The sequence below is a fragment of the Aquimarina pacifica genome (assembly GCF_000520955.1).
GTDB lineage: Bacteria > Bacteroidota > Bacteroidia > Flavobacteriales > Flavobacteriaceae > Aquimarina > Aquimarina pacifica.
This window is the reverse complement of record NZ_JACC01000020.1, coordinates 51,715-65,777: the sequence shown is the minus strand read 5'-3', so window position 1 is coordinate 65,777 and position 14,063 is coordinate 51,715. Positions and strand designations below refer to the sequence as shown.

At 33.9% G+C, this 14,063-nt stretch carries 9 protein-coding genes; 6 read left to right on the top strand and 3 right to left on the bottom strand.

Features of this window, described 5'->3' with window-relative positions; all coding sequences use genetic code 11:
- Positions 1-11: 11 nt before the first annotated feature.
- From DZ60_RS0111285 to DZ60_RS0111265, 5 genes are all read left to right on the top strand, one after another.
- A complete protein-coding gene (locus DZ60_RS0111285; protein WP_025742176.1) occupies positions 12-2,051 on the top strand; it encodes a T9SS type A sorting domain-containing protein in 2,040 nt (679 codons plus the stop codon).
- 249 nt (positions 2,052-2,300) lie between these two features.
- A complete protein-coding gene (locus tag DZ60_RS0111280) occupies positions 2,301-3,071 on the top strand; it encodes a hypothetical protein (protein ID WP_025742175.1) in 771 nt (256 codons plus the stop codon).
- 356 nt (positions 3,072-3,427) lie between these two features.
- Entirely contained in the window at positions 3,428-4,687 is a 1,260-nt protein-coding gene (locus DZ60_RS0111275) for a T9SS type A sorting domain-containing protein (RefSeq protein WP_161634395.1), read from the top strand.
- Between the two features lie 254 nt (positions 4,688-4,941).
- On the top strand, positions 4,942-5,616 hold the full coding sequence (locus tag DZ60_RS22965; protein ID WP_025742173.1) for a hypothetical protein: 675 nt from the start codon (positions 4,942-4,944) through the stop codon (positions 5,614-5,616).
- An 8-nt stretch (positions 5,617-5,624) separates the two neighbouring features.
- Positions 5,625-8,513, top strand: a complete 2,889-nt coding sequence (locus DZ60_RS0111265) for a T9SS type A sorting domain-containing protein (protein ID WP_025742172.1) — start codon at positions 5,625-5,627, stop codon at positions 8,511-8,513.
- Positions 8,514-8,641: 128 nt separating this feature from the next.
- Here the strand turns inward: DZ60_RS0111265 and DZ60_RS0111255 are convergent, their stop codons facing one another.
- The gene (locus DZ60_RS0111255; protein WP_025742171.1) at positions 8,642-9,937 is read right to left on the bottom strand and encodes an aminopeptidase P family protein; all 1,296 of its coding nucleotides are present in this window, start codon (positions 9,935-9,937) and stop codon (positions 8,642-8,644) included.
- A 279-nt stretch (positions 9,938-10,216) separates the two neighbouring features.
- Positions 10,217-10,498: a hypothetical protein gene (locus DZ60_RS0111245; RefSeq protein WP_025742170.1), complete on the bottom strand. Its 282-nt coding sequence runs from the start codon at positions 10,496-10,498 to the stop codon at positions 10,217-10,219.
- Between the two features lie 183 nt (positions 10,499-10,681).
- Here DZ60_RS0111245 and DZ60_RS0111240 point away from each other — a divergent pair, with 183 nt between their 5' ends.
- The gene (locus DZ60_RS0111240) at positions 10,682-13,540 is read left to right on the top strand and encodes a beta propeller repeat protein (protein ID WP_025742169.1); all 2,859 of its coding nucleotides are present in this window, start codon (positions 10,682-10,684) and stop codon (positions 13,538-13,540) included.
- Positions 13,541-13,622: 82 nt separating this feature from the next.
- On the opposite strand, the gene DZ60_RS0111235 is transcribed toward DZ60_RS0111240, so the two are convergent.
- The gene (locus tag DZ60_RS0111235) at positions 13,623-13,829 is read right to left on the bottom strand and encodes a hypothetical protein (protein WP_025742168.1); all 207 of its coding nucleotides are present in this window, start codon (positions 13,827-13,829) and stop codon (positions 13,623-13,625) included.
- Positions 13,830-14,063 lie beyond the last annotated feature (234 nt).

The following is a 14,063-nucleotide window of genomic DNA, read 5'->3' as shown; positions in this document are numbered from 1 at the left end:
AAAAAGAAATCATGAAAAACTATTTAGCACAGGTGCTCGTACTGATTATTAGCACCATGAACCTTTTATCGGCTCAAACTTCTACTCCAATGTCAGAATTAAGAGTTAGAAATGACGATCCAAGTTGGAACAATGAAACTTGGGGTAGATGTGAGTATTATACTTATTGGGGGTGTGATGAAGAACCTGGTAACGAAAAAGGAGACCGGTATGTAATTATTGTAGAAGGAATTGATGCCAACAATGATTTCAATTTAGACGATTTTGAAGAGGTGTTCGGCAACACAAGAAGACTCTTGAATTCAAAAGGAATTGAGGTCGTGTATGTAAACTTTGGAGATGGTGCAGATTTTATCGAAAATAATGCCGCAGTATTAGAAGCTGTAATCAGAGATATCAATAGAACCAAAGAAGGAAATCACGAAAATGTGGTAGTAGGGGTTAGTATGGGAGGATTAGTAGCTCGAATGGCTTTGGTAGAAATGGAGAGGACTTTTGACCCAGAAGAAGATGGCTTTCATAAACAACATTTAACCAAACTTTTTTTAAGTGTTGATTCTCCTCAAAAAGGAGCAAATGTTCCTGTAGGGCTTCAATTGTTAGTAGAAGATTTATCGACGGTATTAAATCAATCGCTATTATCTAGTTCTGATCAGGTGCAAGAAAAGAAACCTATTGTGGCATCAAGATTGAGAAAGTTGAATAACCCTGCTGCTAAGCAACTTCTTCTGTATTATAAGGGAGACGATTCTCACCAATGGTTTAAGGATTTACAGGCCAAAATGGATGATTCGTACTATCCAGAAAACTGTACCAATATTGCATTGACTAATGGGAGTTTACAATATGGTTTATCAGGTATTTCTCCTGGAAGTAAGATCTGGTCGGTTGATGAGTATTTATACGAAGACAAATTTCTAAGTAGACGGATGCGGTTGCATATAGAATCACAAGTAAACGCAGAGCCGAATGGGCATGGACAAGTATATAATTTTAGAGCGAATATGATCGTTAGATTATTTGGAGCAGATATCATATACGATGGTCCATTGAGTTTTGATATTAACAAAAGTTTTTCGGGTACTTTTACACCATATTCTCATTTAAACGGAGGCACTTTAGACTCTCAAGGAGGTATCCAAAGTGAAGGATTTGGACAAGTTTCAGGAAATGGTCATCATTCTTTTATCCCTACGTTGAGCGCTTTTGGGATACATCCAAATAAATATTCTATGGAGTTTGGGCAGACACAGTCAGAGGAAAACTGGAGAAATATTCTAGAAATGTATTCACCATTTGATCGTATTTATTATGATGATGATGTATATCAAAATTTTAGTGCATCCAGTTATAACGGATTACATACGTTTTCTATCACCGATACAGCTACTTCTCTTGATGGTAATGAGGTAGGAAGGTATGATGATGAATTGGGGCAAATATTGCTTCAGGAAATGATGATGGACGAAGTACGAGTTCAGGATATAACATTTTCTCAATCTGATGAAGGTAACGACTACTCCTCGGCTTCTGTAATTAGGGTTTCTGGAGCAATGCCTCAGAATAATAATGGAGATCATTGGATAACAGATCAATCAGGAGAAGTAATACTTAATTCGTATGCCAGTGTTAATCTAACCGCTGCAGAATGTATTGATTTTACACCAGGTGTAACCATTAATCACAATGCAAAATTAACAGCAATTATTGATGCGTCTCTAGAAGCGTGTCCTTTTAATGAGTTGGCAAAGATGGCACAAAAGACTGCAGCTAATCTAGACGAGTATTCTGGCAAAGATGAATATATTATTTCAGAATCTACAATAGGTAATTTTATAACCTCTAACCCTAGTAATGGACAAATTTTATTAAAAACCGGGATACAAGGAGCGTTTAATTTTGTGGTAATGAGCTATGATGGTCAAATCCTTTATGAATCTATAGCAAAGGATGGCGCATTAGAGAACGTGAGCTTTTTGCCTTCTGGTTTATACATACTAAAAGTTCTTTCTGAAACTAAAATAATTACACAAAAGGTAATCATTAAATAATAAAATACTACCCTTAATTTAATTACTCTGACTGGTTTAAATATTTAAACAAGGCTTTGTTAAATGCTCATTAAAAAAAAGGAAACATTAAATTTTGGGTAGTATACTTTTCCTTATTCGTTAAAAAAATCTTCAAAAAACATGAGATAAATGTGATTGAAGATCAATACATAATTAGAAGTATCTCTGAAAAGATTTATTTCTATTGCCAAAAAAAATTTCACAACATAAAACTAAAAAACTAACATTATGAAACTAAGTAATATTTTATTCCTTATTAGCACCATTTTAATCTTCTCTTGTAGTACTGAAAAAATTAATGAAGAAATCGATGATGTAAACCAGATTTCAAAAAATAATATAGTCCATTATAAAGGAAACGTTTTAGATACAAATAATGAAAAAGACGCACTTTTTTTATCAAATTTGGTAGCAACTCAAAGTACATTGAATTATGTATATGATTTAAAAGAAAAAGGAGATGTTTATCTATTTGATACTGACGAAGAATACTTTAATGAATTGATAAGAATGTTTCCTGAATCTGAACAACAAATTTTGGCAGAAGCCGAAATGGAAAAATTTCTTACCTCTACCGAATCTACAGGTGTAGAAATAGAGAAAAAAAGAAAAGAAGTGTATTCAAAATACGAACTTTTAATTCCAGAATATAAAAAAGATGGCATATTAAAATGCTCATTTTATAGTAATGCCAACTACAGTGGTGCACAATATACAATCAATGCTGATAACGATGACTCAATCAAAGTAAATTCGGTGAATTCTTCTTTTGGTAATGGCTGGAATGATCGAATATCTTCGTTTAGTATGGAGAGTTATGGATTTTTAATTAAAGTTGTTATATACGAGCATGAATATTGTGGTGGTAAAAGACAACGATTTACAAGTTCAGCGAGTAATCTTACCCAGTACACCATGAATTGGAAACCTTTTGGGAAAAGTATTTCCTGGAATGATCAAATCTCATCATTAGTTATTAGCAGAAGATACTTTTGGTAGGTCAAAAAGGACTAAAAATAGGCATATAGAAAATGCCACTCCCCGCAAATGTCTAATACAATATGAATTAAAAATATGGAGGGTCTTGACTCTCCATATTTAAACAGAACTATGTTTTAAAACTGTGTAATAAAGTCGTAAAAACCAGTATAAAAAAGAAGATTCTATTGTGCAAAGAGGTACAAATATTTCGAATTAGAAAATAGAGAAATCAGCATTACCGGTTATTACCTTGGACAGAGAAATCATAGTGTTAATTCAAAAAAGGGATTAGAATGCGCTTTCCAAAACCAGAACAAATTATAAGGTCTTAGCAAGTATTTGATTTTTTATTTAATCTAAAAAACATGAAAAAAATGAATAGATATTGGATAGTGTTAAGTCTCTTATTGACAGTAAAAAGTGCTATTGCTCAGTTAAACAGCGAGCTTAATTACGACGATGGTACAAGTGCTATTTCTGATAATTTTGCGTCATATGAAGAGGAAACAATACATGCACACAAGACAGTTACTAATGGTGATTTTTTAAATTTTAATAGTAACAGTGGCTTTATACCAGCGTATTGCTCAGGGCCAGGTAGTATTGCACAAGTACCAGAAAAATGGTTTACAGAATCAAGAATCGTGTTAAAAAATGTTCATTTAGATTTTAATTCGACCTATACATTACTATTAACATCATCTATTGATGTTAGTTTACATTCGGATTGGTTAGAGATTTTTGCCATTTCTAGCCAGGATATAGAAGATAAACAGCTCATCACAAATACGTCAAGGCATAGAGAGCCCTATGTAGCATGTGGTGTTTCAAGTAGTGGAGATGGGTGGATAAATGGTATTACCAATAACCAAGAATTAGATCAAGGTTTGGTTAGAACAGAAATTAGTACTATTAGACAAATAGACAGTTTTTTGGGGATGGATTTTGCGGATCCATCTTTAGCTTCTCAATACCAAAACATCCTATTTTATGAATACGAAATAACGTTTAAGATATCATATCAATATATTGAAAGCAAAGAGCCTCCTAAATACTTAGTACTAAAAGCTAGTAATGGTATTGATACTAAGATTGGACGTATTGAATTTATGAATGGGTATTCATCATTTATAACTAGTAATTCATCTGATCTACCTCCTAGAATACATACGAATTATGCATGTTTAGGAAATGATTGTGAACCAGGTGTCAGTGGAAGTGTTATTATACCACCAAACACAGAAGTTAATATTGAGTATTGTGATGAGGTAGAATTGCGAGTAGGTTTTTGTGCAGAACTTGAGAGTAAGTTACAGATCATGTCTTCTCAAGATTGTACAAGTAATATACTTTCGCGTACTGTTGATAACAGTCTTTCTTATGCTGATATTTCTAGTGAGGACACAAGTTCAATTTTAATAACTCCCAATCCATCCTCTGGTTTTGTAACCATTGGTGCAGATTCTAGAAGTGCCTTGTTGTATGTTTTCAATTCACAAGGCATTCAGATGTTTAGCGGTCATTTTGATTCAACAGATAATGAGTATGATTTTTCTTATTTAGACAAAGGCATATATATAGTTACTCTTATTTCGAACGAACAAACAGTATCAGGAAAATTAATTATTCATTAAACAAAAGCATTAAAACTTACTAGTGTAAATGATGTAAAAAAGAATGTGTTTTTTACCGATTTTATGAAATAAATTACAGTTAAAGTATACATTAAAAGATTTTAGAACTACCGTATTTGAGAAGCGTAAAGGAGAATTTTATACTTCTCAGGATAACCAGTGTCAACACTGAAATAAATATTTTTTGAACAATTATCCTTATTACACCATTCAAGTACATAACTCAAACATTACACATATAAAATAATTATAAGATGAAAACTATTTCAAAAAAAAACATTTCGAGAATTATTTTTGTTATCACATTATTCTCTATGACTACAATAAACGCACAATATTTGGTAGACTGGCATGGCGATAAGTCTGAGAGTATTGGCGAATTAAGATTAAATGATCACGGACAAAATACCTTTAATGCAGCACTACTTGTTAAAGATTATAATTTTGCTTGGGATCAAGCAGATCAATATACAAATAGATGGTTAATTATAAACCCAAGGAGATGGCACGAAAATACAGCCTTCAATGACTTTTCTGAGGGAACGTATTTAAATAGTCGTGTTGCCATCTCAAAAGCAACAAGTTGGTTCGAACCCAAGACTGCTATTGATGCAATACTTTCTGTAGATGGCAAAATTTATAGTGAGGGATTAAAATGTCAATTGTCTGAGAATTGGGCAGATTATGTGTTTAAAGCAGACTATGTTTTAAAACCATTAGAAGAAGTAGAGCATTATATTATTGAGCATGGACATTTACCAAATATCCCTTCTGCAGAAACAGTAGAAAAAGAAGGGCTAGATGTCACGAATATGCAAGTCCTTCAAATGGAAAAAATAGAAGAATTAACGCTTTATATGATAGCATTGCAGAAGCAAAATAAGGAACTTCAAGAAAGGCTAAGTAAATTGGAATTAGCATCTAACTAATCTATAGCATGAAACTACAGTTCATACTAGTAAGTTTACTACTAGGTAGTATACTTACGACTGCGTATGCTCAATTATCAACGAGCGAAGCAGAACAGTTTATGATTGATAATGCAGAGCCTGGGTATGCAAATTGGGATTGGGAGGATACTCAAAATAAAGATTGGTATGCGCGCACCAGTGGTAGCATTAGCGCAGATAATGCTATTGACATTTTAGATAACCCTTTATTAGAAGGAGGAGTTCCTTCTAATATTCGTAGAGTAAGAGATAGCAAGGATTATACAAAATCAAGAGGATGGGTCTGTCTAAAGCGAGATTTTGGATATAGTTCTGCTGAGGACACACCTTATTTTATATTGTATAATAAGTATTCTGGCATGGTCAGGTTATTTATATACTTGGATATAGGAGGTTCTCAATGGGCTAGTGGATATGCGATTAGTATGCAGTTTGCCGATGGAAATGGAAATTCTTTATTATTCTCAACAGGAGATGATTTGGCCTATGCATCTGAAGAGTACTTAGACTCCAATAATGATCTAGGAGATGATATTGTATATTATAGAAGTGATAACCTAACACAAAAAGGCTGGATCATGGGAGAGTTCATGACCAATTTAGATATTCATACCGATCAGGGAAATTACGATTATGTAAAAATACATTTTGCATTAAGGACAGTTGCTACATCAGTAATAGAACTTTCTATTGAAGGAGAATCGGTTACAAAAGATTATTTGTTGAGAGGAAAACAAGACGATATTGAGGGAGAGCCAGATGAAGGGTCTGATTCATTCAAAGAAATTGACGCGGCACTTGCTAAAGTTACCAAAATAACAGATAAAGCAGAAGAAATAAGAGCAGATATTAATAAACAATCAGTAGAATTATATGATAAAGTCAGCGATTTTCAAAATGATAGATTATCCAATCTTTCTGGCACACCAGAAGAAATAGAGAATAAGAAAGAGAGGATACTCAATCAAGCATATGGAGTTACAGGCATTATTCGATCGCTACATAATTTTACCACAGATGATAGTAAATTGTCTAAAGTCTTAAGTGGTATATCAGAAGGTTCTGCTATTGCTTCAACAATATTAACAGGAGTAAGTACAATAGTAGGTTTTTTTGCTAAAGATGAAGATGTTGCCACCCAACCCAATTATGTAAAAGCCGTGTATTCTACTTTTGATTTGACGGCCACTGGCACTATGGAAATTGAAGCTCCTATGTTAGATATATATGTTGCGCTTCCGGGTATAGATATGTCAAATGTTACTTTGTTCGAAGAACAACCATTTTATAATTGCACACTAGGAGTGGTAAACCTTAGGAATACACCTATAATCGATGAGGTGTATTATGATCAAGAATATATACGAAAAAGAGAAGAAAGCCACCGAGTAACAGTAAATAATGATACAGAAGGAATTTATGATAACCGGTTCAGCAATGAATGGACTACTCCAGCAGGATTAAATGTAAATTGGCCTTCTTCTGTAACAAGCTATGCTCAGTTTGCTAATGATAACCTCAAGGATGAAAATTATCGTTTATATAAAGAATATAAATCCATAAAAGTAACTAATGATCTAATTGTAGATATAAATGGCTCGTTGGATTTTGATGAAAAAAGTATTAAAGTTGCGTTAATCGCAGAAGTAGACAAAAGAGATGTACTAACAGATAATCAAGAATGGTTATTTCCTAGAACAGGAAACTTTACAGGAATTAGCGACTTAAGAATTCAAAAAATAAATACGTTACTGGCAGATGTAGAAAATGGGAAGATTAATATTTACGGATCAAATCCTGTTGACGATAAATTAATTATAGGAACTCCGTATGTGGATGTCGAGGATTTCAAAGGACACATCTTAAACGTTCCCAGAAATGCAAAAATATATGTAAAAGTAATCACAGGGCTTTATAGTGATGACGATCTAATCCCTGATTTTTATTTAGCCAAAGGATATCACATTGATGTAGTTCATAAAACACAATCAGAGATAGGGTATAATGAAGTACAAGATATATATGAACTACCTCCGTTTTATTACTCATCAGAGACTTTTCCTGACTCCAAAGTAGAGATGTTCGAAGAAATTAAGGATGTAAATTTACCAGAAGATATGGTAGTCAACGGTTATATTGCAACCGATAATTCTATTGGTGGAGGCGGGTCCTGGACGTATCAGTCATTTGATTTGAACGATCAAACAGAGCATTTTAATAATACAGGTGAGTATATTAAATCTGATAAGGAAATATCGTTAAACAATGTAAAAATAAGTGCTTTTGATTATAAGTACCCTTCTGCTTTAGTGAATAGAATAACAACGGGTTGGAAAGGCGGAACACCTGGAAATGTTACGCATTTAAATAATTCTTTTTCTGGTCTTGGCTATTCCAGTATCCATGACATGAAAACACCTGATGTATTAAAACCTGTAATAATAATATCCGCTAATTCAATTACTTTAGAAGAAGGAGTAGAAGTAATTGAAGGGGCTGAACTTGAGTTAACAATAGCAGATTCAAAAATGCCTACACTAGGCACAGGTGAATTATCGATATATTCAAATATAAATTGTGATCCAGAAAACTCAAATGCTGTAGTTAGTAGGAATGCGGCCTCAAAAAACAAAGAGGTAATATCACAGAATGGCCTTCGACTATTTCCAAACCCTTCTTCAGAGATGGTTACGATTCAGAACGACTTAGATGAAGTATCTAATGTAAGCGTGTATGATATTAGAGGAATAGAAATATTTCATTCTTCATTAAAAGGAACTATGAATCTAGATGTTCGCAATTATAATACAGGAACTTATATCATTCGTATTAGAAACTCTAGAGGAGTATTTAATCAAAAATTAATGGTTGAATAACCAGAAAGTTAAATTCCTACAATACGTAGCGAATTTAGTATTGATGTGGTTAAACCGAGAGAAATCGGGGGATTCTCTCGGTTTTTTAATCAATAATTTAATTTTTTTAGAAGATGATGAATAGAACTCTATGATTGGTTCATGAGTTCTTCAATTTCTTCTGCTTCAATTGGGATTGATCCCATAAGGTTAAAAGGAGTACCTTCTTTCTGAATAACCACATCATCTTCGATACGAATACCAAATCCTTCATCGGGGATATAAATACCAGGTTCTACTGTAAATACCATATTAGCTTGCATAGGTTCTGTCAAAATACCGTAATCATGAGTGTCTAATCCTAGATGGTGAGAAGTACCGTGCATGAAGTATTTCTTATACGCAGGCCAATCCGGGTCTTCTTTTTGTACATCGGCTTTGTCTAGAAGCCCTAGCCCTAGTAGCTCTGAGGTCATTACTTTTCCTACTTCGACATGATAATCTGCCCAGATAGTACCAGGAACAAGCATATTCGTTACTTCATTTTTTACGCGTAATACAGCATCATATACAGCTCTTTGTCGTTCTGTGTAGGTGCCTGACACTGGTATCGTTCTGGTAAGGTCACTAGCGTAATTTGCGTATTCGGCAGCCACATCCATAAGAATAAGGTCTCCTTCTTTGCACTGCTGATTATTCTCTATATAATGCAGGACATTAGCATTAGCACCACTTGCAATAATCGGAGTATAGGCAAACCCTTTGGATCTATTGTTAATAAATTCATGAAGTAATTCTGCCTCGATATTATATTCCCAAACACCTGGTTTAATAAATGATAAGAGTCTTCGAAACCCTTTTTCGGTAATAGAGCAGGCTGTTTGTATAAGGTCGATTTCAATAGGACTTTTTACCGCACGTAGTCGTTGTAAGATAGGGTTACTTTTGGCAACGGCATGTGCTGGGTATTTTTCTTTACACCAGCTAATAAAACGATCTTCGCGAGTCTGAGTTTCTACATTAGATCTATAATGTTCATTGGTATTAAAATAAATCGTATCGCACTGTGTCATAATTTCGAAAAATATTTTTTCGAAATCCTTAAGCCAGTATACAGTTTTAATACCCGAAGTATCAAAAGCTTTCTCTTTGGTTAGTTTCTCTCCTTCCCAAATAGCAATATGTTCACTGGTTTCTTTTAGAAAAAGAATCTCACGATGTTTTTCTTTGGGAGCATCAGGAAAAAGAAGTAGTATGCTTTCTTCTTGATCTACACCACTTAGATAAAAAATGTCTCTATGTTGCTCAAATGGCATTGTGCTGTCAGCACTAATGGGGTAGATGTCGTTGCTGTTAAATACGGCAATACTATTGGGTTTCATCTGTGCCTTAAAGCGCGCTCTATTTTTTATAAAAAGAGTATTATTTATAGCATGGTATTTCATGAAATGTAATGTTTTATTATTTCTAAAAGACTTATAGTCAGTAATACGAAAAGAGTGTGATGCCAATTTTACACAAAATTACTGAAATACCAAATCGAACTATTCTGATTTCTTTTTTCTCAGAAATCGAAAGAGATAATTTATTACAGTTTTTTCATATGCGAAAGTGGTATCAGGATCCAGTTTTTTCAAAAATAGGATTATTATTCTGGGCACAAAAAAAAAGGAACTCATAAGATTTAAGTTCCTTTTTTTTTATGATTTTATTAAGTATTAGTATTATTTGCTAATTGCCTTTTTGATCAAACCAATTATTGCCATTAGAACGCCACCTCCTACACCACCACCAGCAACACTGCCTAATATCCCTGAAACATCCATTCCTCCAGAAGTATCAATTCCCAGAAAGCTCAATAAGTACCCTCCTATGCCGCCACCCAAAATTCCGAGGATAGAATTTCCTATTTTGCCAAAAGATGAATTTTTTAGCAATGATCCCGCAATATTACCACCAATGGCACCACTGATTAGTTGAATTATTAAAGGTAAATAAGCTTCCATAATACGTTGTTTTTTTTGATTAGTATATAATAAATTAACTAAAAAACAACGAGATACGCAAAAATACTTAAAAGTATTAGATGGTTAATGAGAATAGTTTTTTTAGAGATTGTTAAACAATCTCTAAAAGTTTTGAGGTTGTATTCACAATATCTACTTTGAACTCCACTAACATATTGCAACATGAAAATAATTTCTCTATCATTACTTTTTTTCTTCCCCTCATTTTTTCTTTTTTCTCAACAACCCAACACAAGTTCGACAGCATTACAAAAAAGTGTACAGCTTAAAAAAGAAATGGCAACATCCTCATTAGTAAGTAATGTTCCCTTTGTAAATATTGGTCCATCAGTAATGAGTGGTCGCGTAGTTGATGTTGATGTAAACCCGAATAATACATCAGAGTTTTATGTGGGATATGCCTCAGGAGGACTCTGGTATACTCAAAACAACGGAACTACGTTTAAACCTGTTCTTGATAATGCCGAGACTATAAATGTAGGAGACATAGCAGTTGATTGGAAAAATCATACTATTTGGGTAGGTACGGGAGAGAATAATGCTTCGAGATCTTCATACGCCGGTACTGGGATTTTAAAATCGATAGATAAGGGGGTAACCTGGAAAAATGTAGGCCTAAATGACTCACATCATATAGGGAGAATAGTGATTAATCCCAAGAATTCTGATGAGGTAGTTATAGGAGTCGTGGGACATTTGTATTCTGAGAATGAAGAGCGTGGTATATATAAAACAGTAGATGGAGGCGCCACTTGGCGTAAAACTTTATTTATTAATAAAGAAACAGGGATCATTGATGTGGCTTTTGCCCCTGATAACTTTAATATACAGTATGCAACAGCATGGGATAAAGATCGCAAATCTTGGAATTTTGAAGGAAGTGGAGAGGGATCTGGGATCTATAAAAGTATAGATGCAGGAAATACATGGACAAAGATTTCTACAGCCAAAAGTGGTTTTCCTACAGGTAGTGGCGTTGGGCGAATTGGGCTTGCCGTTTTTGATGAAAATACATTATATGCAGTTCATGACAATCAATATAGACGCGATAAAAGTGATACAGATAAAGAAACATACACAGGACTAACTAAAAAAGATTTTAAAACAATGTCTTCTACTAACTTTTTGAAATTGGAAGATAAAAAACTAAATGCCTTCTTAAAAACCAATGGGTTTCAGGAAAAATATAGAGCTGATAATTTAAAACAATTAGTTCGCAAGGGGAGTGTACAGCCCAATGATCTCGTAAAATATCTTGAGGATGCTAACTCAATGTTATTTGATACTCCTGTAATAGGAGCAGAAGTATATCGAAGTGATGATGCAGGTGTTACATGGAAAAAAACACATACTGACTTTTTAGATGATATATATTTCAGTTATGGATATTATTTTGCTCTGATACGTGTGAACCCAATAAATAAAGACCATATCTACATAGCTGGAGTACCTATTCTCAAATCAAAAGATGCCGGAAAAACCTTTGAGAGTATCAATAGTGGTAATGTACATGCAGATCATCATGCGTTGTGGATAAATGCTCAAAACCCAATGCATTTGATCAATGGGAATGATGGTGGTGTAAATATCTCATATGATGATGGTGCTAATTGGATAAAAGCAAACCAACCAAGTGTAGGTCAGTTTTATGCTATTAATATAGATCATGAAAAACCTTATAACGTATACGGAGGACTGCAGGATAATGGCGTTTGGGTAGGACCAAATAATGCGAAAGAAGACCCGTCATGGCATCAAAGTGGTCATTATTCATGGAAAAGCATCATGGGGGGCGATGGTATGCAAGTACAGATTGATCATCGGGATAGCAATATAGTATATACAGGATTTCAGTTCGGAAATTATTTTAGGATCAATAGAAAAAATAAAAAACATACTCCCATTCAACCAAAACATGAACTAGGAGAATCCCCATATAGATTCAATTGGCAAACACCTATTTTATTATCGAGTCATAATCAGGATATCTTGTATATGGGAGCCAATAAACTAATGCGTTCTATGGATAAGGGAGATAATTGGACGGCACTTTCTTATGATCTTACTATGGGTGGTAAAAAAGGAAATGTGGCCTTTGGGACACTAACTACGATTTCAGAATCTCCATTTGAGTTTGGGTTGTTATATACAGGTAGCGATGATGGATTGGTATATATGACCAAGAATTCTGGCGCTAGTTGGAGTAAAATCTCAACTTCTTTCCCCAAGGATTTATGGGTGTCGAGAATTGTTGCCTCTTCGCACAAAAAGGAAAGAGTATATTGTACATTAAATGGTTATCGATGGGATGACTTTACTGCATATGTATTTGTAAGTGAAGATTATGGTGCTACTTGGCGATCATTACAAAGTAATCTTCCTATGTCTCCTGTGAATGTAATTAGAGAAGATCCCGAAAACGAAAATATATTGTATTTAGGAACTGACAACGGAGCCTACGTATCATGGGATAGAGGAACTACCTGGTATGTGTTTTCTGACGGATTACCCAATGTAGCAATTCATGATTTAGTGATTCAGCCAGAAGAAAAAGATCTTTTGTTAGGAACCCATGGCCGAGGTATTTATAAGACTAATATAGCGCCAATACAAAAAATGAATGACCAGATTATCAATGAACCACTGCATATTTTTGAGCTTGATGCTATTAAGTGGTCTGATAAATGGGGAGTTTCTTGGAGCAAATGGTTTGACAGTATTGTTGTACCCTCAGTGGCGATACAATTCTTTGCAACAACTTCTGGTGCATATACGATAACCATTTATAGCGAAGATAAAAAAGAGCTTCAGAGATTTTCTACTAGTGTAGAAAAGGGACTTAATTATGTGTCATACGATTTGACCATTACAGAAAAAGGAAAAGAAATACTCGAAAAAGAATTTCCTGATGACAACATAGAAAAAAGAACTAACGAAGAATATTATTTGCCAATAGGATCGTACAGCATCAAAATCAGTAATGGCAAAATCAGTAAAGAAATTACTTTAAATATTAATTAGCTATATAAATTTCCCTCAAAAAGTAGTCTTAATAATGATACTTTTTGAGGGAAGTAAAACAAGTATAATTTAAGTGCTGGCATTAGCCCCATACAATAATAGTGGGGCCAGATGGATTGGTGCAATCACACTTTGTTTCACACGTAAGTGTCAAAATAAAAATGGGACTACCCGCACAACCTGGACTTCCGCTTTTATCAGTATATCCACCTTTTATCGATGACATCTGATTTAATTTTGTGATTTTAAGTTTAGTGAGACTTAATTTTTTTCCCTTTGTTTTTTTCATGATTATAAGTTTTAAAAGATAAATGAATTTTGATACCAGTAATGAATTAAAATGCGCTAGTTAGACTTGATCATTTTATTTTTACATTTTCTTTTTTTGATAGCAGACCTATCAGAAACCTTCACGGTCATATATAAAAAAAAGCGACCTTATCTTTTGAAGCTCATTTGAACTAATAATTGGTATAATTCCCCTTGAATTGAGGTATAAAGATACACTTGAAAAAAATAAAAC